Origin of the sequence: Arthrobacter sp. APC 3897 (genome assembly GCF_030407495.1) — a bacterium.
Lineage (GTDB): Bacteria > Actinomycetota > Actinomycetes > Actinomycetales > Micrococcaceae > Arthrobacter_B.
Window position 1 is genome coordinate 67,093 of the sequence record NZ_JASDDG010000017.1, and the last position, 19,664, is coordinate 86,756.

Annotated in this window: 22 protein-coding genes; 13 read left to right on the plus strand and 9 right to left on the minus strand. The window is 65.3% G+C overall.

Annotated elements, in window-relative coordinates; all coding sequences use genetic code 11:
• Positions 1-75 precede the first annotated feature (75 nt).
• From fdxA to QMA10_RS09905, 3 genes are all read left to right on the plus strand, one after another.
• A complete protein-coding gene (gene fdxA / locus QMA10_RS09895) occupies positions 76-402 on the plus strand; it encodes a ferredoxin (RefSeq protein WP_229964965.1) in 327 nt (108 codons plus the stop codon).
• The gene (gene dapC / locus QMA10_RS09900) at positions 399-1,553 is read left to right on the plus strand and encodes a succinyldiaminopimelate transaminase (RefSeq protein ID WP_290167925.1); all 1,155 of its coding nucleotides are present in this window, start codon (positions 399-401) and stop codon (positions 1,551-1,553) included. Before fdxA ends, dapC begins: the two co-directional genes overlap by 4 nt.
• A 190-nt stretch (positions 1,554-1,743) precedes the next feature.
• Entirely contained in the window at positions 1,744-3,036 is a 1,293-nt protein-coding gene (locus tag QMA10_RS09905) for a citrate synthase (protein ID WP_290167927.1), read from the plus strand.
• A gap of 98 nt (positions 3,037-3,134) precedes the next feature.
• Here the strand turns inward: QMA10_RS09905 and galE are convergent, their stop codons facing one another.
• From galE to dapD, 3 genes are read right to left on the minus strand one after another with little or no spacing between them, the layout of a single operon-like run.
• Complete coding sequence (galE, locus tag QMA10_RS09910; protein WP_290167930.1) at positions 3,135-4,151, minus strand: UDP-glucose 4-epimerase GalE; 1,017 nt, start codon at positions 4,149-4,151, stop codon at positions 3,135-3,137.
• Between the two features lie 36 nt (positions 4,152-4,187).
• Positions 4,188-5,057: a hypothetical protein gene (locus tag QMA10_RS09915; RefSeq protein ID WP_290167932.1), complete on the minus strand. Its 870-nt coding sequence runs from the start codon at positions 5,055-5,057 to the stop codon at positions 4,188-4,190.
• A 9-nt stretch (positions 5,058-5,066) separates the two neighbouring features.
• Positions 5,067-6,047, minus strand: a complete 981-nt coding sequence (dapD, locus tag QMA10_RS09920; protein ID WP_290167933.1) for a 2,3,4,5-tetrahydropyridine-2,6-dicarboxylate N-succinyltransferase — start codon at positions 6,045-6,047, stop codon at positions 5,067-5,069.
• A gap of 86 nt (positions 6,048-6,133) precedes the next feature.
• Between dapD and dapE the strand changes: the two genes are divergently transcribed.
• The gene (gene dapE, locus QMA10_RS09925; protein ID WP_290167934.1) at positions 6,134-7,225 is read left to right on the plus strand and encodes a succinyl-diaminopimelate desuccinylase; all 1,092 of its coding nucleotides are present in this window, start codon (positions 6,134-6,136) and stop codon (positions 7,223-7,225) included.
• Positions 7,226-7,296: 71 nt separating this feature from the next.
• Here the strand turns inward: dapE and QMA10_RS09930 are convergent, their stop codons facing one another.
• The 4 genes from QMA10_RS09930 to QMA10_RS09945 all read right to left on the minus strand — a co-directional run bounded on the left by QMA10_RS09930 (position 7,297) and on the right by QMA10_RS09945 (position 10,691).
• Positions 7,297-8,178: an amino acid ABC transporter permease gene (locus tag QMA10_RS09930; RefSeq protein WP_290167935.1), complete on the minus strand. Its 882-nt coding sequence runs from the start codon at positions 8,176-8,178 to the stop codon at positions 7,297-7,299.
• On the minus strand, positions 8,175-8,852 hold the full coding sequence (locus QMA10_RS09935) for an ABC transporter permease subunit (protein ID WP_290167937.1): 678 nt from the start codon (positions 8,850-8,852) through the stop codon (positions 8,175-8,177). Before QMA10_RS09935 ends, QMA10_RS09930 begins: the two co-directional genes overlap by 4 nt.
• Positions 8,853-8,952: 100 nt before the next feature.
• Complete coding sequence (locus QMA10_RS09940) at positions 8,953-9,798, minus strand: glutamate ABC transporter substrate-binding protein (protein WP_290167938.1); 846 nt, start codon at positions 9,796-9,798, stop codon at positions 8,953-8,955.
• A 113-nt stretch (positions 9,799-9,911) separates the two neighbouring features.
• A complete protein-coding gene (locus tag QMA10_RS09945) occupies positions 9,912-10,691 on the minus strand; it encodes an amino acid ABC transporter ATP-binding protein (protein WP_152219558.1) in 780 nt (259 codons plus the stop codon).
• Between the two features lie 136 nt (positions 10,692-10,827).
• Between QMA10_RS09945 and QMA10_RS09950 the strand changes: the two genes are divergently transcribed.
• The 6 genes from QMA10_RS09950 to QMA10_RS09975 all read left to right on the plus strand — a co-directional run bounded on the left by QMA10_RS09950 (position 10,828) and on the right by QMA10_RS09975 (position 15,865).
• Positions 10,828-11,598, plus strand: a complete 771-nt coding sequence (locus QMA10_RS09950; RefSeq protein ID WP_290167941.1) for a TIGR00730 family Rossman fold protein — start codon at positions 10,828-10,830, stop codon at positions 11,596-11,598.
• Positions 11,599-11,673: 75 nt separating this feature from the next.
• Positions 11,674-12,051, plus strand: a complete 378-nt coding sequence (locus QMA10_RS09955; RefSeq protein ID WP_290167943.1) for a DivIVA domain-containing protein — start codon at positions 11,674-11,676, stop codon at positions 12,049-12,051.
• Positions 12,048-12,626 carry a DNA-3-methyladenine glycosylase I gene (locus tag QMA10_RS09960; RefSeq protein ID WP_290167944.1) on the plus strand — a complete coding sequence of 193 codons (579 nt, stop codon included), beginning with the start codon at positions 12,048-12,050 and terminating at the stop codon, positions 12,624-12,626. Before QMA10_RS09955 ends, QMA10_RS09960 begins: the two co-directional genes overlap by 4 nt.
• Complete coding sequence (locus QMA10_RS09965; RefSeq protein WP_290167945.1) at positions 12,616-13,872, plus strand: hypothetical protein; 1,257 nt, start codon at positions 12,616-12,618, stop codon at positions 13,870-13,872. Before QMA10_RS09960 ends, QMA10_RS09965 begins: the two co-directional genes overlap by 11 nt.
• Before the next feature lie 157 nt (positions 13,873-14,029).
• The gene (locus QMA10_RS09970) at positions 14,030-14,197 is read left to right on the plus strand and encodes a DUF3117 domain-containing protein (RefSeq protein ID WP_290167946.1); all 168 of its coding nucleotides are present in this window, start codon (positions 14,030-14,032) and stop codon (positions 14,195-14,197) included.
• A gap of 12 nt (positions 14,198-14,209) precedes the next feature.
• Positions 14,210-15,865, plus strand: a complete 1,656-nt coding sequence (locus tag QMA10_RS09975; protein WP_290167948.1) for a leucyl aminopeptidase family protein — start codon at positions 14,210-14,212, stop codon at positions 15,863-15,865.
• 23 nt (positions 15,866-15,888) lie between these two features.
• Here the strand turns inward: QMA10_RS09975 and QMA10_RS09980 are convergent, their stop codons facing one another.
• Positions 15,889-16,524 carry an O-methyltransferase gene (locus tag QMA10_RS09980; RefSeq protein ID WP_290167950.1) on the minus strand — a complete coding sequence of 212 codons (636 nt, stop codon included), beginning with the start codon at positions 16,522-16,524 and terminating at the stop codon, positions 15,889-15,891.
• 242 nt (positions 16,525-16,766) lie between these two features.
• Here QMA10_RS09980 and sigE point away from each other — a divergent pair, with 242 nt between their 5' ends.
• The 3 genes from sigE (at position 16,767) to QMA10_RS09995 (ending at position 18,809) form a co-directional block, all read left to right on the plus strand.
• Positions 16,767-17,372 (plus strand): RNA polymerase sigma factor SigE, encoded by a 606-nt coding sequence (gene sigE, locus QMA10_RS09985; protein ID WP_290167952.1) that lies wholly within the window; start codon positions 16,767-16,769, stop codon positions 17,370-17,372.
• Between the two features lie 5 nt (positions 17,373-17,377).
• On the plus strand, positions 17,378-18,310 hold the full coding sequence (locus QMA10_RS09990; protein ID WP_290167953.1) for a zf-HC2 domain-containing protein: 933 nt from the start codon (positions 17,378-17,380) through the stop codon (positions 18,308-18,310).
• Between the two features lie 73 nt (positions 18,311-18,383).
• A complete protein-coding gene (locus QMA10_RS09995) occupies positions 18,384-18,809 on the plus strand; it encodes a Sec-independent protein translocase TatB (protein WP_290167955.1) in 426 nt (141 codons plus the stop codon).
• A 37-nt stretch (positions 18,810-18,846) separates the two neighbouring features.
• On the opposite strand, the gene QMA10_RS10000 is transcribed toward QMA10_RS09995, so the two are convergent.
• The coding region (locus QMA10_RS10000) for an Mrp/NBP35 family ATP-binding protein (protein ID WP_290167956.1) at positions 18,847-19,664 on the minus strand (818 nt) is incomplete at its 5' end.

The following is a 19,664-nucleotide window of genomic DNA, read 5'->3' on the forward strand; positions in this document are numbered from 1 at the left end:
CTACTAACGTGGAAACCAACACTTCGCGGATTCTTCCCGGCCCGGGACGGTCCGCAGATCAGGAAGGCAAGGGACGTGACGTACGTAATTGCGCAGCCATGCGTAGATGTAAAAGACAAGGCATGTATCGAGGAATGCCCGGTGGATTGCATCTATGAAGGTGAACGCTCCCTCTACATCCACCCCGACGAGTGCGTGGATTGCGGTGCCTGCGAACCGGTCTGCCCCGTCGAGGCCATTTACTACGAGGATGACACCCCGGAAGAGTGGGCCGAGTACTACAAGGCCAACGTTGAGTTCTTCGATGACCTGGGCTCCCCGGGCGGAGCTGCAAAGATCGGCAACACGCACAAGGACCACCCGATCATCGCCGTGCTGCCCCCGCAGAACCAAGAGGCATGAGTTCCGCTCCGTCCCGCACCTTTGGGCTGAACCTTCCGGAGTACCCGTGGGAAGCCATGGCTCCCTACGTCCAACTGGCGTCGCAGCATCCTGACGGGGCGGTGAACCTGTCCATCGGAACTCCGGTTGATCCCACTCCGGCGCTCATTCGGGAAGCCCTGGCAGCGGCCGCTGATGCTCCCGGTTACCCCACCACCCACGGCACGCAATCCCTCCGCGCAGCGATAGCGGCCTGGTATGCGCGGCGCCGGGGTGTGCCCGGCCTGGATCCGCAGGACATCATGCCCACTGTCGGCTCGAAAGAGCTGGTGGCGTGGCTGCCGCTGCTGCTGGGACTGGGGGAGGGCGACGTCGTCGTCCGACCCACGGTTGCCTACCCCACCTATGACATGGGCGCGGTCCTGGCCGGCGCCACGCCGGTGGCGGCCGATGATCTGGAGGAGCTCGACGACGATGTGCGGGCCCGGGTGCGCCTGGTCTGGGTTAACTCGCCCGGAAATCCCACCGGAATTGTCCGTTCAGCGGCCGCACTGCGCTCCCTGGTGGGTTCCGCAAGAGCCGCCGGAGCTGTGGTTGCCTCCGACGAGTGCTATGCCGAGCTGGGCTGGGGCGCCTGGGACCCCTCAGAGGGCGGCTCCCCTGTGCCAAGCATTCTGGACCCCGCCGTCAGCGGGGGCAGCAACGAGTTACTGCTCTCCGTCTACTCGCTGAGCAAGCAATCCAACATGGCCGGCTACCGTGCCGCATTCGTGGCCGGTGACGGAGCCATCATTGCCAATCTGGTAAACAGCCGCAAACACGCCGGCATGATCGTGCCCGCCCCGGTGCAGGCCGCCATGCGGGCAGCCCTGTCGGATGACGCGCACGTGGCTGCGCAGAAGGACCTGTACCGGAAACGGAGGGAACTGCTGGTTCCCGCGCTGGAAGCCTTCGGGCTGCGGATCCATCATTCCGAGGCCGGGCTGTACCTGTGGGCAACTGCAGGTGAGGACACCTGGACCACCGTGGAGCGGCTGGCCAAGCTGGGCATTGTGTCCGGCCCGGGCAGTATCTACGGAAGTGCCGGTGACGGGTTTGTCCGGATTGCCCTGACCGGTTCGGATGAGCGCGTGGCAGCTGCCGCCCGGCGTCTGGCTGCTGCCGGCGGATAAACCGCGCGGCCCGCCGGGCCGGGCGGTCTGAGTGTTTCGCTTAGACAACAACTCGGCCTCCGATTAGTGCTAAGGCCCGGCTGAAGTGTAGCGTTTTGCGTAAATAGATCCAGCGGAATTGACCCTGTGGGTGCCCCGGAACCAGCGGGACCCATGGCACTGGTTTTTTCAAACTCCTGAAGGAGACTTAATGACTGAGCGTCCAAGTGCACAGCTGCGCTATGGGGAAAACACTGAAGACAGCCTTGAGCTTCCCCGCGTAGACGCGGTGGAAGGCAACGGCGGCTTTGATGTCTCCAAACTGCTGAAGCAGACCGGAACCGTCACCTTTGACCCGGGCTTCATGAATACTGCATCCACGAAATCCGCCATTACCTACATTGACGGTGATGCCGGAATTCTGCGCTACCGCGGCTACCCGATCGAGCAGCTGGCCAAGCAATCAAGCTTCCTGGAAACGTCCTACCTGCTGATCTACGGGGAACTGCCCACTCCGGCCCAGCTGGAAGACTTTGACCAGCGGATCCGCCGGCACACCATGCTGCACGAAGACCTCAAGAGCTTCTTCGGCGGTTTCCCGCGTGACGCGCACCCGATGCCGGTGCTGTCTTCGGCCGTCAGCGCCCTGTCGACCTTCTACCAGGACTCCCTGGATCCCTCCGACGAGGAGCAGGTGGAACTGTCCACCATCCGCCTCATGGCCAAGCTTCCGGTCATCGCTGCCTACGCGCATAAGAAGAGCCTCGGCCAGCCGATGCTTTACCCGGACAACTCCATGAATCTCGTGGAGAACTTCATGCGGCTGAGCTTTGGCCTTCCAGCCGAGCCGTATGAGATTGACCCGGACCTGGTCAAGGCACTGGACCAGCTCCTGGTCCTGCACGCCGACCACGAGCAGAACTGCTCCACCTCCACTGTCCGCCTGGTCGGCAGTGCCGGAGCCAACCTGTTCACCTCCGTTTCTTCGGGCATCAGCGCCCTGTCCGGACCGCTGCACGGCGGAGCCAACGAAGCCGTGCTGAACATGCTCCGCGACATCAAGTCCACGGGCATGGCACCGGAAACCTTCATGGAGAAGGTCAAGAACAAGGAAGACGGCGTGAAGCTCATGGGCTTCGGGCACCGCGTCTACAAGAACTATGATCCGCGCGCCAAGATCGTCAAGGCCACGGCCCACGACATCCTGGCCAAGCTTGGCGGCAACGACGAGCTGCTGGACATCGCCATGCGCCTCGAAGAGAAGGCCCTGGCCGATGATTACTTCATCGAGCGCAAGCTGTACCCGAACGTGGACTTCTACACCGGCCTGATCTACAAGGCCATGGGCTTCCCCGAGAAGATGTTCACCGTCCTGTTCGCCATTGGCCGCCTGCCGGGCTGGATTGCCCAGTGGCGTGAAATGATGCTGGATCCGCAGACGAAGATTGGCCGTCCGCGCCAGCTCTACACCGGCTCCCTGGAGCGCAGCTACCCCGTCCGCTAGGCCTCACAGCCTGCGGCAGGACAGCAACGGCAAAGGCCCCCGGAATCCGTTCAGGATTCCGGGGGCCTTTCTGCGTTTCACCCGCAGGTGCCGGCGGGTCAGGAGGCGGCGTAGCCCTGGGGGTTGTTCTTCTGCCAGCGCCAGTGGTCCTCGCACATGGCATCCAGCGTGCGCTGTGCGGACCAGCCGAGGTCCGCCAGCGCAGCTGACGGATCCGCGTAACTGACGGCGGCATCTCCGGGCCGGCGGGGCGCAATCTCATACGGGATGTCCCTGCCTGCGGCCTTGGAGAAGGCAGCCAGCACCTGGAGCACCGAGGAGCCGTTCCCGGTGCCCAGGTTCCAGCGGTGCACACCGGACTTCACGGTGATGTATTCCAGGGCAGCCAGATGGCCGGCGGCCAGGTCCACTACATGGATGTAGTCCCGCACACCGGTGCCGTCCTCCGTGGGGTAGTCATCGCCGAAGACCATGACCTTCTCCCGGCGGCCCACCGCCACCTGCGCAACGAAGGGCAGCAGGTTATTGGGCACTCCGGTGGGATCTTCACCGATCCGGCCGGACTCGTGGGCGCCGGCGGGGTTGAAGTAGCGCAGCAGGGCAATGTTCCAGCGTCCGTCGGCAGCGCCCAGATCCGCCAGGATGTCTTCAATCTGTTCCTTGGTGCGGCCGTAGGGGTTCACCGCGTCCATGGGCATCTTTTCGGTCAGCGGTACCTCTTCGCTGGCGCCGTACACGGTGGCCGAGGAGCTGAAGACAAGGGAACGGACGTTGTGCTTGTCCATCATCCGCAGCAGATTCAGCGTGCCGCCCACATTGTTGTGGTAGTAGAACAGGGGCTTTGCGACGGATTCGCCGACGGCTTTCAGCCCGGCAAAATGGATGACGGCGTCAATTCCGTGCTCTGCGAATACGCTGTCCACGGCGGCCTCGTCCAGCAGGTCCGCGTGCACGAAGACGGCACTGCGTCCGGCCAGCTCCTGGACCCGCTTCAGGGATTCCTCGCTCGAGTTCGCCAAATTGTCCAGGACCACTACGTCGTGACCCGCTTCCAGCAGGGCCAGTGTCGTGTGGGAACCGATGTACCCGGTGCCTCCGGTAACTAGTATTCGCATGCCTTCAGACTAGTGGATTCCGCTGCCGGTTCCGGTTCAGGACTGGTCCGCCGCGCGATGGACAGTCATGACAACGGCGTTTTCCGGTGCAGGCGCGGGATCCCACGTGCCCGTTGCCCGCGTCCAGCGCCGCTCGTCGAAGGCAACGGAATCCAGGGACAGGCCTTCAGCATTCGCCACCGCCCACTGGGCCAGGGACCAGCCGTAGGTGCCGGTGCCGGCCACCGTGATCCGGTCTCCTTCGACGGTTGCCTCTACCGGCCCGTACACGGCGGTCAGTGCCGCCAGCACGGCTTCCGGGCTGCCGGAGGACGACGGCGGGGGCAGGGTGCAGGTCAGCGAAGCGGGGGAGTGCCCGGTCAGAGCGGAGGCGAAAGCCCTGCCCTCAGCCTCATGATCGCCATAGGCGTCGGGAAAAGCGCTGCGCTGGACAGTCTGCGCCGCCACTGTCAGCGGCAGGTCCGCGTAGTTCGGAACCTTTTCCAAGGCATCATAGAAGGCGTTCGCTGCGTACACGGGATCCATCACCTGCTCTTCGCTGCCCCATCCTTGGGACGGGCGCTGCTGGAACAAACCGCGGGAATCCGGTCCGGCGTCGTCCCCATAGTCGAGGTTCCGCAGTCCGGATTCCTGGATGGCCGTGGCCACGGCAATGGATGCTGCACGCGCCGGCATGCCCCGCCGGACAGAGATCCCCGCAATCAGGGCCGCCGTCGATGTGCGGCCGGGAGTCAGGCGGTACTCAGCGCCGTCCGCCGTGGCCGTGCAGACCGCGGCAGCCGGCCCCCTGTCCGCCGGCTCCCGGAGCACGGAGACGGCATAGACAGTGCATGCCGCCAGAAAGAGCACCACCAACAGCAGCACCGGAAGATATCCGGTGCTGCTGCGGCTGGAGTCGGAGGACAAAAACCGCAGCTAGTTGGCGTGCAGGGCGGCGTTGAGTTCCACGCTGGCCCCGCTCCGGGCCAGGGCTTCCACTGCGCCGGTGGTGGAGTTGCGGCGGAAGAGCAGGTTGGGAACGCCGGAGAGCTCCACCGCCTTGACGATCTGCGGTTCTTCGCCGGGGACCAGCACGGATACCCGGGTGCCGGCGGTGATGTACAGGCCGGCTTCCACCACGGACTCGTCGCCGATGCTGATGCCGACGCCCGAGTTGGCACCCAGCAGCACACGCTCGCCGAGGGTAATTTTCTCCCGGCCGCCTCCGGAGAGGGTGCCCATGATGGAGGCCCCGCCGCCCACATCGGTGCCGTTACCCACCACAACGCCTGCGGAGATGCGGCCCTCCACCATGGAGACGCCCAGTGTTCCGGCGTTGAAGTTCACGAAGCCTTCATGCATGACGGTGGTGCCTTCGGCCAGGTGGGCGCCCAGCCGGACCCGGCCGGCGTCGGCGATCCGCACCCCGGAGGGAACAACGTAGTCGGTCATCCGCGGGAACTTGTCCACGCCGAAAACCGTCACGGGGCCGCGGGCGCGCAACCGCAGGCGCACGCCGTCGAACCCCTCAACGGCGCACGGACCGAAGTTGCTCCAGACAACGTTGGGGAGCTTGCCGAAGATGCCGTCCAGGTTCAGCGTGTTGGGTGCGGCGAGGCGGGTGGAGAGCAGATGAAGGCGCAGGTAGGCATCAGGGGTGTCCGCCGGTGCGGCGTCGAGGTCGATCTCCGTGCGCACGACTTCGCCGCGGGTGCCGCGCGCCGGATCAACCATGGCGTTGGCGGCTGTTTCGAGCTCGGCGGCAAGGGAATCGGCGCCGGCCGAAGCAGCGGCGTCCAGGGCCTCGAGGGAAGGCTGCGGATACCAGACATCCAGCACTGTGCCGTCGTCGGTGATTGTGGCCAGGCCCAGGCCGGAGGCGGTGCGGGCGGTCGGGGAGGAGGTGCTTGAAGTCATGGTTTCAAGTCTACCGATTGGCGTCCGCCGGACCGGATCGCAGGAGTACTTCGGGTGCCCGGGCAGAGGATCGGTAGGGTGGAGGCATGACTCAAACGCCATTCCGCGCCCTCGACCTGACCCGCGACGTTGCCCTGCTGACGGCAGACCTGATGGACATTGAAAGCGTGTCCGGGAACGAGACGGAGCTGGCCAATGCCGTGGAAGCGGCGCTGCGCGCCCTGCCGCATCTGGAGGTGGTGCGCGACGGCGACTCCGTCATGGCGCGCACGTCGCTGGGCCGCCCGGAACGGGTGATCCTCGCCGGCCATCTGGATACCGTGCCGCTGCCCACCGTTCCGGGCTCGCGCGGAACGGTTCCGTCCTCCTGGGACGGCGGGGTGCTGTACGGCCGCGGGGCCACGGACATGAAAGGCGGGGTGGCGGTGCAGCTGGCGCTGGCGGAAGAACTGACCAACCCGACACGGGACGTAACATACGTCTTTTATGACCATGAGGAAGTCGAGGCGTCGCTGTCCGGGCTGGGCCGGCTTCAGGAGAGCTTTCCCGACTGGCTGGAAGCATCCTTCGCGGTCCTGCTGGAACCCACCAACGGCACGGTGGAGGGCGGCTGCAACGGCACCATGCGTTTCCATGCAACCACCACCGGGCGGGCCGCGCATTCTGCCCGCGCGTGGATGGGGGAGAACGCCATCCACGCAGCAGCTGAGATTCTGACCCGCCTGCGGGACCACGAGCCGGCCACTGTGTCCGTGGAGGGCCTGGACTACCGGGAATCGCTCAACGCCGTAAAGATCTGGGGCGGCACAGCCGGGAACGTCATTCCGGATGCAGCCACCGTGGAGATTAACTACCGCTTCGCCCCGGACAAATCGGTGGAGGAAGCCGAGGCCTACGTCCGGAACCTGCTGTCCGGCTTCGATCTGGTCCGCACGGACGCTGCGGCCGGCGCCCGGCCGGGGCTGGACCGCCCAGCCGCGGCCAGCTTTGTTGCCGTCGTCGGGCAGGAACCCAAGCCCAAGTATGGCTGGACCGATGTTGCCCGGTTCAGCGCGCTGGGCATTCCGGCGGTGAACTTCGGTCCCGGGGACGCCCTGCTGGCGCACACGGACAATGAGCACGTTGAAGCGGATGCCGTGCGGGCCTGCCTGGCCGCGCTGCGGACCTGGCTGAGCTGAGGCTGCCGCAGCATAGGGAAGGGGAGGACAGGCGGTGCCTGTCCTCCCCTTCCCTATGCCGGTTCCGGCAACTACTTGGCGGCAGCCGGAGCCTCGATGCCTTCTGGTTCGATGCTGTCTTCGATCTTGAGCAGTTTGCCGGCCCGGGCACCGAGGCGCCGGGAGAGGCGCTGTGCCGCGAAGGTCAGCAGGAAGTTCAGGACGATGAAGATGGCCGCCGTGACCAGCAGCGCCGGCAGGATGTTGCCCTCGCCGGAAGCCAGACGGCGGGCATACTCGAGCAGTTCCGTGTAGCCGATGAAGGTACCCAGTGCGGAGTCCTTGAGGATGACCACGAACTGGCTCAGCAGTGCCGGCAGCATGGCCACCAGGGCCTGCGGCATCTCGATGCTGCGCAGCGACTGCCCGGGGGTCAGGCCGATGGCCAGGCCCGCCTCCCGCTGGCCCTTCGGCAGGCCGAAGACGCCGGAGCGGACCAGCTCGGCAATTACGGACCCGTTGTAGAGGGTCAGGGCGATGACGACTGCCCAGAACGGCACCTGAGCCGGATCCACTGATGTGGACTTGGAGAGGAACTGGTAGAAAAACACCATCATCAGCAGCACGGGAACGGCGCGGAAGAACTCCACCACAATGCCGCAGACCCAGCTGATGGGTTTGAAGGGTGAAAGCCGCCCGATACCGAAGAGCAGGCCGAAGGCGATGGAAGCCACCACTGCGACGGCGGCAGCCTTCAGCGTCGAAAGCAGGCCGGGCAGAAGGTAATACTGCCAGGTGCCCCATTCCAGGAACGGGGACCACATTGCGGATTCGAACTGGCCCTTCTCGGCCAGCCCGGAGACAGCCAGCCAGAGCAGCACCAGCACCAGCAGGACCCCCAGGATATTGGCGATCATGATGTTCCGCCGGGCCCTGGGCCCCGGGGCGTCAAACAGGACGTTCTGTGCGCTCATCGTGCGACCGCCAGTTTCTTCGAGGCCCAGGTGGTGAGCAGGCCAATGGGAATGACGATGATGACGTAGCCGAGGGCAAAGGTCAGGAAGATCTGCGTCATGTAGTTGGGGTAGAACTCGATCATGGTCTTCATCGTGCTGGAGGTCTCCGCGGCAACGCCGGCGGTGGCTGCGACGGTGGTGTTCTTCACCAGGGCGATCAGCACGTTGCCCATCGGTGCGACGGCGCCGCGGAAAGCCTGCGGCATGATGATAATCCGTGCCGCCGGAAGGAAGCCCAGGCCGATGGCCCGGGCGGCTTCCGCCTGTCCCAGCGGGACAGTGTTGACGCCGCTGCGGATGGCTTCACAGAAAAAGGCCGCGTGGTAGACCGTCAGGGACAGGACTGCCAGGCGGAAGAAGTTGGTCGTGAAGTCCGGGGACAGGCTGACGTTCAGCTGCGACCACAGGGCGAGTGAACCGAACACCATGATGATGGTCAGCGGTGTGTTCCGGAAAATATTCACGTAGGCGGCACCGAACCACTGCAGGCTGGGGATCGGGGAGATCCGCATCACGGCCAGGACGGTGCCGAGTATCAGCGACCAGAGAGCCGCCCAGAACGCGAGCTGGATGTTGACCCAGAAAGCGCCGACGACGTCGTACTGCTCGAAGAGGGCAGTAAAACCCTCCATGTTTCACCTCTTTATGGTGGACGAGGCCCGGGCCGGGAGAGCGGAATGCCCTCCCGGCCGCGGGGTGGAACGGATGGTGCCGGAGCACCGGCGGTACTGGTTAGGCGCAGGCGTCCGTCTCCGGCGGGTTCAGCTCGGCGTTGAAGGTGTAGTCGACACCCTCGGTGTTCTTCTTGATGGCCTCTTCCCAGGCACCCTCTTCCACCATCTTGGTGATTGCGGTGTTGATGTCCTCGCACTTGACGAGTCCGGCTTCCTTCGGCAGGCCGACACCGTAGCGCTCCTCCGAGAAGGTGTTGCCGATGACCTTGAACTTGCCCTTGTTGGCGTCCGTGGAGGCCAGGCCGGCGAGGATGATGTCATCAGTGGTGACGGCATCGATGGAGCCGCCCTGCATGGCGGTCACGCACTCGGCGTAGCTGGGCTGTTCCAGCAGGTTCACGCCGGCGGCGTAGTTGTCCTTGATCTTCTGGGCGGAGGTGGAGCTGCCGACGGAGCACAGGGTCTTGCCGTCGAGGTCATCCGGTCCGCTGATGTCGCTGTCGTTGGGAATCAGCAGGTCCTGGCCGGCAACGAAGTAGGGGCCGGCGAAGGCAATCTTTTCCTTGCGGGTGTCCGTGATGGAGTAGCTCGCCAGGATCATGTCCACCTGGTCATTCTCGAGCATGTTTTCGCGCTGCGGGGAGGGCGTGGAGATGAACTCGATCTGGTCCTCGGGGTAGCCGAGCTCATTGGCCACGTACTTGGCGACGTCGACGTCGAAGCCCGTGTACTCGTTGCCGTCCTTGAAGCCCACGCCGGGCTGGTCGAACTTGATGCCGATGCGGATCTTCTCGCCGGAGCCTTCGGTACTGCCGGAATCAGAGCCGGAATCCCCGCCGCAGGCGGACAGGGTCAGTGCTGCCGCGGCAGCGATGGCTACTGCGGCGTAACGGGTCTTGCGCATGATTTCTCCTTGCATTGCGGTGCTCCGGTGGACGGGCACCTAGCCTCATAAGGATTTCCCCCAACTGGTGAAACCCCGGGTACTGCGGTAATTCCGGTACTTCGGTGGACGGTCTAATGCGAGAGGATCTTGCCGAGGAAGTCCTTGGCGCGGTCACTCTTGGGGTGGTTGAAGAACTCTTCAGGCGTCGCCTCTTCGACAATCTGTCCGTCGGCCATGAAGATGACGCGGTCAGCGGCCTTGCGGGCGAAGCCCATTTCGTGGGTGACAACCACCATGGTCATGCCCTCTTTTGCGAGGCCAACCATGGTGTCCAGCACCTCATTGATCATTTCCGGGTCCAGGGCCGAGGTGGGCTCATCGAAGAGCATGACCTTCGGCTTCATGGCGAGCGCCCGGGCGATCGCCACGCGCTGCTGCTGACCGCCGGAAAGCTGGGCCGGCAGCTTGTTCGCCTGGTTGGCAACGCCCACGCGTTCCAGCAGTTCCATGGCAAGTTTTTTGGCCTCGGCGGGCTTGGACTTGCGGACCTTAACCGGCCCCAGCGCCACGTTGTCCACGATGGACTTGTGGGCAAACAGGTTGAAGGACTGGAAGACCATCCCGACGTCGGCGCGGAGCTTGGCCAGCGCCTTGCCTTCAGCCGGCAGGACAGCGCCGTCAACGGTGATCTCGCCGTCGTCGATGGTTTCGAGGCGGTTGATGGCACGGCAGAGTGTCGACTTGCCGGATCCCGAGGGGCCGATCACGACGACGACCTCACCGCGGGCAATGTCGAGGTTGATGTTCTGCAGGACGTGGAGGTCCCCGAAATGCTTGTTCACGTTCTTCAGCGATACAAGCGGTGCAGCGGAATCAGGCGCGGACGTGCCTGGGGATGTGTCACTGGTCATAAGAAGAACATATCCAACGTTTGTGTCCGGAATGTGTCAGATTCCACAAAACTCCGACAATCGTGACGCAAGAGCAACCAAACGTGGCCCGGGACACGTGTGAGACCGGGGACACCCGAGTGGATACCCTTGAAGCATGGAATTCAGCGACAACACCTCCCGGGGTCGGGACGGCAGCCCCCGCAAGCGCGGACCGGTGGAACTGCGCAGGGCCCAGGCCCGTGCTCCGCAGTCGGACCGGTACCTGCTTGACGGTGCGGACCAGACACATTTCACGCATACCGATCCGTGGCGGGTGCTGCGCATCCAAAGCGAGTTTGTAGAGGGCTTCGGCACCCTGTCGGAACTGGGCCCGGCCGTGAGCGTCTTTGGTTCCGCGCGCAGCTTGCCGGGGTCTGCGTATTACAAGCTGGGCGAAGAAGTGGGTCGGCTGCTCGCGGAAGAGGGGCTTGCCGTCATTACCGGCGGCGGCCCGGGATCGATGGAAGCTGCCAACAAGGGCGCGGTCGAGGCGGACGGACTGTCTGTTGGCCTCGGCATCGAGCTTCCCTTCGAAACCGGCCTGAACGATTGGGTGGACCTGGGCATCAACTTCCGGTACTTCTTTGTGCGCAAGACGATGTTCGTGAAGTATGCGCAGGGTTTCATTGTCCTGCCCGGCGGCTTTGGCACCATGGACGAACTTTTCGAAGCCATGACGCTGGTTCAGACACAGAAAGTGACATCCTTCCCGATTGTCCTGATCGGCACTGACTTCTGGGGTCCCCTGATGGACTGGGTCAAGGGCACCCTGCTGGCCGAGGGGATGATTTCCGGGAAGGACCTGGACCTGATCCACGTCGTGGATGATCCCGCGGAAGCCGTGGAACTGATGATCACGGACAGCGCCGGGCACGTCTCGCCCTAAGCCAACGGCTCAGGCGGCGGGGAGCGCCGGTTGCCTGGTGGGGAGCACGGGGGTGCTCTCTGGCACGATGGTCCTGTGACAACCTTCCTAGTCTTCGTGGCCGTTCTCGCAGCAGGCGCGGTGGCACTTGCCGCTACCGGGCGTCCGCCTTTCCGCAAACCCGGGACCGTTCCAGGGGAGCCCGCATCAGCAGGTGATCCCGGTCTGGCGGAACCGGACCCGAGGCTGCCGCCGGTCCTGCTGCCGGAGAAGGTGCAGCCCGCTGATTTGGGCCGGCTGAGATTCTCCGTGGCGTTCCGGGGCTACCGGATGGACCAGGTGGACGCTGTCCTGGAACGGCTGGAAGAGGTGCTGGCGGAAAGGGACGCCGCGCTCGCATCGGTGCAGACCGCGGCGCAGGTTCCGCCCCGGGCGGGCAATGAAGAGCGGCCGGAACCGGGGGTGACGTCATGAGTACTGTGGCAGGGTCCGACGGACTTCTGCGCTGCCCCTGGGCGGTCAGCAGTCCCGACTATCAGCGGTACCACGACGAGGAATGGGGCCGCCCGGTCACCGGCGAGGCAGCCCTTTTTGAACGCCTGAGCCTGGAGGCGTTCCAGTCGGGGTTGAGCTGGATCACCATCCTGCGCAAGCGCCCCGCCTTCCGCCGTGCCTTCGCCGATTTTGATCCTGAGGCCGTGGCACGGTTTACGGATGAGGATCGGACCCGGCTGATGCATGATGCGGGGATTGTCCGTAACCGGGCAAAGATCGACGCCGTCATTGCCAACGCCCGGGCGCTCCTGGACCTGCCGGCAGGGGAGAGCCTGGAATCCCTGCTTGAGGCACACCGTGCTGATCCTGCGCGCCCCGCACCGCAGATTATTTCCGATGTCCCGGCTATCACGGAGGAATCCGCAGCGCTGGCCAAGGCCCTGAAAAAGCGCGGTTTCCGTTTCGTTGGACCCACCACCGCCTACGCGATGCTTCAGGCCACGGGGTATGCCAATGACCATCTGGCAAGCTGCTGGGTCCGCGATGGCGGATAGCACTGCCAGGCGGCGGGACGTCCGCCCGCCGTCGGCCGTCAACACCGCGCTGCTGCGGGGGCGGACGCGCCTTGCCTCGGCCTTCAGCAGCTGGCCGTGGTACGCGAGGGTCCTGGCCGTCTGGGCGGCCGCGCGCTTCTTCTCGTTCACGGTTTTTGTTGCCGTGGCTGCCCGGCAGGGACTGAACCCCTGGGGCTGGGAGGGAACGCCGTCGTACCTGGAATTCATCGGAGCCTGGGACAGCGAGTGGTATCAGCGCATCTTCACCGGCGGCTACCCGTCCGAAATCCCCCGGGACGAGTCTGGCCGGGCGCAGGAGAACGAGTGGGCGTTTTACGCCCTCTTTCCCGGTCTGGTCCGGGCGCTGGCAGCCGTCACCGGACTGGGCTGGGAGGTCCTCGCGCCCCTGGTGGCCACCGCCGCCGGATTTGGCGCGGCTCTGATGGTGTACCGCCTTTTCGCGCTGCGGGCCTCCTCCGGCACCGCACTCTGGGGCGTGGTGTTTGTGGCGGTCAACCCCGTGTCCCCGGTCCTGCAGGTTCCGTATGCGGAGTCGCTGAACCTGCTGCTGCTGGCGGCATCGCTGTACCTGCTGATCACCCGCCGCTACCTCTCGGCGGTACCCGTGGTGCTGGTGATGTGCCTGTCCCGGCCGGTGGGCGTCGCTTTTGCGCTGATGATGGGCATTCTCTTTGCGCGCCGCTGGATACTGCGGCGGAAGGAAGCCCTTCCGCCGGCCGAGGCATGGCGGATGGTGGCCCTGGGCGGGGCTTCCGGGGTTGGTGCGCTCGCCTGGCCCGGGCTGGCGTGGTGGTACACCGGGGAAATGACTGCCTACACGGACACTGAAACGGCCTGGCGGGGGGACACCCTGCTGGTCTTCAAGCCATGGTTTGTGGAGGCGGAGCGGCTCTTCGGGCCGGACTTGGGACCGGTGGCACTGATTGCCCTGGTGGCCCTCGCCGTCCTGTGCCTCAATGCCGAGCCCGTGCGCCGGCTCGGCGTGGAAATGCAGGTGTGGTGTGCGGCGTATGTGCTGTACCTGCTGGCCTTCCTCAACCCGCTGACCAGTACGTTCCGGTTGTTGCTGCCGCTGTTCCCGCTGGGCCTGGCCCTGGCGTCCCTGAGCAGTTCCCGGGCCTACCGGACAACGGTTGCACTGGCGTTTATGGTCCTTCAGGTTGTCTGGGTGGCCTGGCTCTGGCGCTGGACTCCGCTTCCCGGCGGAGGGGATTATCCCCCCTAGCATTGTGGCGCGGAACACAAGAAATTTCGTTTGGACGATGTTTGTGCGGAATAATGAAGGGCAATTGCCGCCGGAGCAGGTTTGAGGCCGTGCGACAGAAGGTTACATGTGTGACTGCGGGAGAGCCTGCAGCGCACTGTGAAAGGGGAACTGGAACATGGCAGCGATGAAACCGCGTACGGGTGACGGACCCATGGAAATCACCAAGGAGGGGCGCAGCCTCATCCTTCGGGTGCCGATCGACGGCGGCGGACGGCTGGTCGTCGAACTCAATGCCGAGGAAGCCGGCAAGCTCAAGGATTGCCTGCTGGGCGCTACGGGCTAGGAAGCGAAACCAATGCAGCGACTCCCCAAAGGATCCTCACCAGCCACCTCCGCAGCAGGGGAGGCGCCGGGGACCGAAGTGCCCGGCATCGCCATGACGGCGGTGACGGCAGCGGATCAGTTGCAGGCCGGTACCGGTGCCCCCACCACCGGTACCGGGCTGCGGCCCGCACCCGGGGAAGAAGTGGACGTCCTGGCCGTTGCCATCGCCGCCGCTCCTGAAACCTCGCCCCGGGAGGACTCCGAAGAGTCGCTGCACCCCACGCCCCAGCCCCGCCGGGGTGCCGTGGAAACGGCCCTCTGGTACGGAGTGGACGTAGCTGCCCGTGCGGCCACGGCAGGCGTTACCGGCAAGGCCGGTGAAACGCTGCTGGTGGAACCGCCGTCGGATCGGGCAGCGGACCTTCCGGCCAAACTGATTTTCGTAGGCGTGGGTGATGAGTCCGTTCAGAGCCTGCGCCGCGCGGGAGCGGCACTGGCCCGTGCTGCCCGGGGCGCGAACCGGGTACGCGCCGCGGTGGTTGACGGGCTCGGTGCCGCCGCACAACAGGCCTTCCTTGAGGGCTTCCTGCTGGGCGGATACCAGGCACCCCGGCAGGGAAAAACACCTGCGGGGCCCTCCATGGCCCGCGCCATGGAAGTCACCGGACTGGACGCGGAGGCGCTCCGGCTGGCACTGGTCACGGCCCGGGCCGTATGGCTGGCAAGGGATCTCACCAACCTTCCGCCGGACACCGCAACTCCAGACTGGATGGCGGCACAAAGCCGTGCTGTCGCGGAGCGCGCGGGCCTGGAGATCACCGTCCTGGAAGAGGCTGAACTCCTGCAGCAGGGATTCGGCGGCCTGACGGCAGTTGGCTCCGGCTCTGCGAATCCGCCGCGCCTGGTGCAGGTGACGTACCAGCCTTCCGCGGAGACTGCGGAACACGTTGTCCTGGTGGGTAAAGGGATCACTTTTGACTCCGGCGGCATCTCCCTGAAGCCCCGTGACGCCATGATGTCCATGAAGATGGACATGGCCGGGGCCGCCGTGGTGCTCGCTGCTGTTGAAGCCGCCGCCGAGCTGGAACTGCCGCACCGGGTGACGGGCATCCTGGCCCTGGCGGAAAATGCCATCGGCGCGTCGGCTTACCGGCCCGGTGACGTTGTCACCACCTACGGCGGAACGACCGTGGAGATCGGGAACACTGACGCTGAGGGCCGGATGGTCCTTGCCGACGCCCTGGCCTACGCTGCAGCAGGACTTGCCCCGGACGTTCTGGTGGATATTGCCACCCTGACGGGAGCTGCAGCCCTGGGCCTGGGCCAGCAGTACGGTGCCGTGTTCTCCAATGCCCCGGTCCTGCTGGAGGCGCTGGAACAGGCGGGCGAGGCTTCCGGGGACCGGGTCTGGCCGCTGCCCCTTGTCCATGAGTATGACTACGCCCTGAACTCGCAGACAGCGGATGTGGCGCATGTGGCTCCGCCGGCGCTCAAGTTCGGCGCCGGGGCAATAGTGGCCGCACTCTTCCTGGAAAAGTTCGTTGACGGCGTTCCCTGGGCACACCTGGACATTGCCGGGCCGATGAGCGCGCGGGCAGACAAGCACGAAATTGCCAAGGGCGCCACCGGATTCGGCACCAGGCTGCTGATCAGTTTCCTCAGGGACCTGCCGGCTCTCCGTCCCTGAGGGCAGGGGCTGCTGAGCTCCGGCTAGCTGATCTTGACTGCCAGAAGCAGGCCGTCACCGGTGGGCAGCAGCGAGGATACAAGGGACTCATCGTCCCGGATCGCTTTTCCGACTCTGCGCATGGTGTTGGTGGTTTCCTCGCGGATGGCCGGGTCGGAGACCTTCCCGTGGTCCAGGGCATCGTTGACCACCAGCAGTCCGCCGGGCTTGAGCAGGCGGACGGCCTGTGTCACGTAGAGCGGAAACGACGGCTTGTCCGCGTCGATGAAAACCATGTCGTAAGCTCCGTCGGTGAGCCGCGGAAGGACCTCAGCGGCACGGCCCGAGATGGTGCGGGTCCGGTTACCGGGAACCCCGGCTTCGCGGTAGGCCTCACGCGCCGCCCGCAGATGGTCGACGTCGGAATCAATGGTGGTCAAAACGGACTGGCGTCCCAGACCCCGCAGCAGGCACACACCGGAGACGCCGGCACCCGTGCCCACCTCCACCACGGTCTGGGCCTTGGACGCTGCGGCGAGAACCGTCAGCGCAGCGCCGACGCCGGGTGAAACAGGCGAAACGCCAAGTTCGTAGGACCGTTCCCGCGCACGCAGCAGTACCTCGTCCTCGAAAGGCAACCCCTCCGTGTAGGACCAGCTGGTCTGCTTGTCGGCGCTCATTCGTGTCACTTTCATTTGATGGATAACCACTGTCAGTCAAGCTTAGGGCCCGACGGCGGCCTGGTTGGCTTTGCGGGGCACGAGCCGCGGCAGCCGGCAAAACGCCGCTCTTGTGCGCGCACGGCAAGAGTGCTAACAGCGAATTCCCAGACTGATGCGTCAACATAATTATGCAGGACGCCACCGGGGGCTTCGTCTCACCAGGTGCCGGATGACATTACTTCACGGGAAGGAGGGCGGCCATGTCCACGACCTCAACAGCCGGCGGACCAGCTGACTCCGAATGGGTACGGCCCACCTGGGAAGAAGTAGTACAGGCTCACTCAGCCAAAGTGTATCGGCTGGCCTACCGCCTGACCGGGAACCGGCACGACGCCGAAGACCTCACGCAGGAGGTCTTTGTCCGTGTCTTCCGCTCCCTGGACAAATTCCAGCCCGGAACCCTGGACGGGTGGCTGCACCGCATCACCACCAACCTCTTCCTGGACCAGGCGCGGCGCAAGAGCCGCATCAGGTTCGACGGGATGACAGAAGAGGCAGAGAGCCGTCTGCCCAGCAACGGGCCGGGACCGGAGCGAAGCTTTGAGTTCAATAACCTGGACGTGGACATTGCCCGGGCACTGGATGAACTTCCGCCCGACTTCAGGGCTGCCGTAGTCCTGTGCGATCTTGAGGGACTTTCCTATGACGAAGTGGCCCGTGCCCTGGGCGTCAAGCTTGGAACGGTCCGCTCCCGGATCCACCGCGGCCGCACCATGCTGAAAGAGAAACTGGCACACCGGGACCCGCAGGTCCGCACCCTCTCCGGACCGCGGCTCAAGCTGCCGCGGGTGGCAGGCGCCAGCTGAAATCCATGCGACACCCCACACGACTTTTGCAGGAGTACCTTGACGGCCGGACGAGCCCGGCCCGCACCGCTGCGCTGCAGTCACACCTCTCGCGGTGCGCCCGCTGCCGTTCGGAAGCAGCCCGGGAGCGCCGGCTGAGGGCCCGCCTGAGCTCCTTCGCAGTTCCTGAACCGGGTCCTGAGCTGCGTGAACGCATCGAACGCACGGCACGCCCGGCAGGCGGCGGCGCACCGGACGGTTACGCGGCACGGCCGCATGCTGGCTCCGGCCGCCGGCGGCTCGCAACCGCAGCGGGAGTAGTGGCCGCCGCCGTTGGGCTGGCCCTTTCCACCGCATACCTGCTGGGCGGATGGGCCCAGTCGCCGGCAAACCAGCAGGCCGCGCCGGGCTTAGCCGATGTATGGCATGACGTGACCGGGGGAGGCGGGGATGATCAGCTCGCCCCTGAACAGCTCGCGGAACTGCGGTCCCGGGGGTGGGTCTGCCCGGAGCTGGCCTCGGCGGGAATGGCACTGGCGGAGGCCCGCACGGCCATGGTTGATGAGGAACCGGCGGTCATCATGACCTTGGAAGGCAACGGAACCAGGGTGACTGTCTATGAGACCCACCCTGCCTCCTGGTCCGAAGAAACCGTGGTGGACGGTGTCAGCGGGAAACCGGTCACAGAGGAAGGGTTCATCCTGCAGGACCAGCGTCCGGGACAGCCGCAGGTATGGACTCACCCCCAGCGTCCCCACCATGCAGTCGTGGCCTCGAAGCGGGTTACCTACACTGTGGACGTGTCTCCGTCCGGGGAGATCCTGCATGAAGCTGTCAGCGAGATTTCCCTGACCGAGTCCTCGCGGCTGGCGCTGCACGCCCGGGAGAGGGCCCAAGGCGTATGGGAGCGCATCAAGAGCGGCTTGTCCGTAATGACAGGGGCCGGGGGGCAGGGTTGACGCCATCCGCAGTAAACCGTGCGTCCGGTGCCGGAACTGGCCTGTGGTGCAGCAGGAAAGGTAGTCTTCACAGGTGATCGGAATCAACGGCTATGAGCTGCTCGTCCTGGCGATCCTCGCTGTGGCGGTGCTGGGTCCCGAAAGGCTGCCGGAATACGCCTCCCAGCTAGCGCGGCTGGTCCGTGAAGTGCGGCGGATGGCCACCGGTGCCCGGGAACAGCTTCGGGAAGAGGTTGGCCCCGAAATTGACGAAGTGGACTGGCGCAAGCTTGATCCGCGGCAATATGACCCGCGCCGGATCATTAAGGAAGCACTCCTGGATGATTTCGAGGACGCCGTTAAGCCTGTGAGTGCGCGTCCCGCGCCTGCTGCGCCGCAGGCAACCGCAGCCGGCCCCGGTGCTGACCGCGCCGCTGCATCCAACGGGGCACCGGCCGTGAAGCCGCTCATGCGGCTGCAGGACGGGGACCCGGCGCCCTTTGACACCGAAGCCACGTAAACACGCCGAGAACCCGGAGCAGCGGGTCAGGGGGCTCCTAGCGCGGCGTCACACCGAGCTTCAACCCCGAGAGACCCCGGGGACGTCTGGCCAGGGTCCCGGCTATGCGGCGCAGCTCGGCGCCGGCAGAACCCTCCACCAGGGCTGCATCGGAGAGCACCACAGGTGCACCCGAGTCTCCGCCTGTCCGCAGATCAACATCAAGCGGGATGCTTCCCAGCAGCGGAATGTCTTTGCCCAGTGCTTCGCTGAGCCGTTTGGCCACGATCTCTCCGCCGCCGGAGCCGAACAGCTCCATCCGCTCTCCGGTGGGCAGCTGGAGCCAGGACATGTTCTCGATGACACCGGCAACGCTCTGCCCGGTCTGGGATGCCACTGATCCGGCCCGTTCCGCCACGCCCGCGGCCGCAGCCTGGGGCGTGGTCACCACCAGGATTTCCGACTTCGGCAGCAGTTGCGCCACCGAAATGGCGATGTCACCGGTACCGGGCGGCAGGTCCAGGAACAGGACATCAAGGTCGCCGAAATACACGTCGGTGAGGAACTGTTCCAGGGCACGGTGAAGCATGGGCCCGCGCCAGGCAACCGGAGCATTGCCGGCAACGAACATGCCGATGGAAATGGTCTTGATGCCGTAGGCCACCGGCGGAAGGATCATTTCGTCCACGCGGGTGGGCGCCTGGGTGATGCCCAGCAGTCCGGGGATGGAGAAGCCGTGTACGTCAGCGTCCACGATCCCCACACGCAGCCCGGAGGCTGCCATGGCGGCGGCCAGGTTTACGGTGACGCTGGATTTTCCCACCCCGCCCTTCCCGCTGGCGACCGCGTACACGCGGTTCAGGGAACCGCGCCGGT

Excerpts from the sequence above, each read along its gene's own strand:
- QMA10_RS09975 (WP_290167948.1), top strand. The coding sequence starts at position 14,210 with ATGCAGCGACTCCCCAAAGGATCCTCACCAGCCACCTCCGCAGCAGGG.
- QMA10_RS09950 (WP_290167941.1), top strand. The coding sequence starts at position 10,828 with ATGGAATTCAGCGACAACACCTCCCGGGGTCGGGACGGCAGCCCCCGC.
- dapC (WP_290167925.1), top strand. The coding sequence starts at position 399 with ATGAGTTCCGCTCCGTCCCGCACCTTTGGGCTGAACCTTCCGGAGTAC.
- galE (WP_290167930.1), bottom strand. The coding sequence starts at position 4,151 with ATGCGAATACTAGTTACCGGAGGCACCGGGTACATCGGTTCCCACACG.
- QMA10_RS09980 (WP_290167950.1), bottom strand. The coding sequence starts at position 16,524 with ATGAGCGCCGACAAGCAGACCAGCTGGTCCTACACGGAGGGGTTGCCT.
- QMA10_RS09940 (WP_290167938.1), bottom strand. The coding sequence starts at position 9,798 with ATGCGCAAGACCCGTTACGCCGCAGTAGCCATCGCTGCCGCGGCAGCA.
- sigE (WP_290167952.1), top strand. The coding sequence starts at position 16,767 with ATGTCCACGACCTCAACAGCCGGCGGACCAGCTGACTCCGAATGGGTA.
- dapE (WP_290167934.1), top strand. The coding sequence starts at position 6,134 with ATGACTCAAACGCCATTCCGCGCCCTCGACCTGACCCGCGACGTTGCC.
- QMA10_RS09935 (WP_290167937.1), bottom strand. The coding sequence starts at position 8,852 with ATGGAGGGTTTTACTGCCCTCTTCGAGCAGTACGACGTCGTCGGCGCT.
- QMA10_RS09970 (WP_290167946.1), top strand. The coding sequence starts at position 14,030 with ATGGCAGCGATGAAACCGCGTACGGGTGACGGACCCATGGAAATCACC.
- QMA10_RS09960 (WP_290167944.1), top strand. The coding sequence starts at position 12,048 with ATGAGTACTGTGGCAGGGTCCGACGGACTTCTGCGCTGCCCCTGGGCG.
- QMA10_RS09930 (WP_290167935.1), bottom strand. The coding sequence starts at position 8,178 with ATGAGCGCACAGAACGTCCTGTTTGACGCCCCGGGGCCCAGGGCCCGG.
- QMA10_RS09945 (WP_152219558.1), bottom strand. The coding sequence starts at position 10,691 with ATGACCAGTGACACATCCCCAGGCACGTCCGCGCCTGATTCCGCTGCA.
- QMA10_RS09905 (WP_290167927.1), top strand. The coding sequence starts at position 1,744 with ATGACTGAGCGTCCAAGTGCACAGCTGCGCTATGGGGAAAACACTGAA.
- QMA10_RS09990 (WP_290167953.1), top strand. The coding sequence starts at position 17,378 with ATGCGACACCCCACACGACTTTTGCAGGAGTACCTTGACGGCCGGACG.
- QMA10_RS09965 (WP_290167945.1), top strand. The coding sequence starts at position 12,616 with ATGGCGGATAGCACTGCCAGGCGGCGGGACGTCCGCCCGCCGTCGGCC.
- dapD (WP_290167933.1), bottom strand. The coding sequence starts at position 6,047 with ATGACTTCAAGCACCTCCTCCCCGACCGCCCGCACCGCCTCCGGCCTG.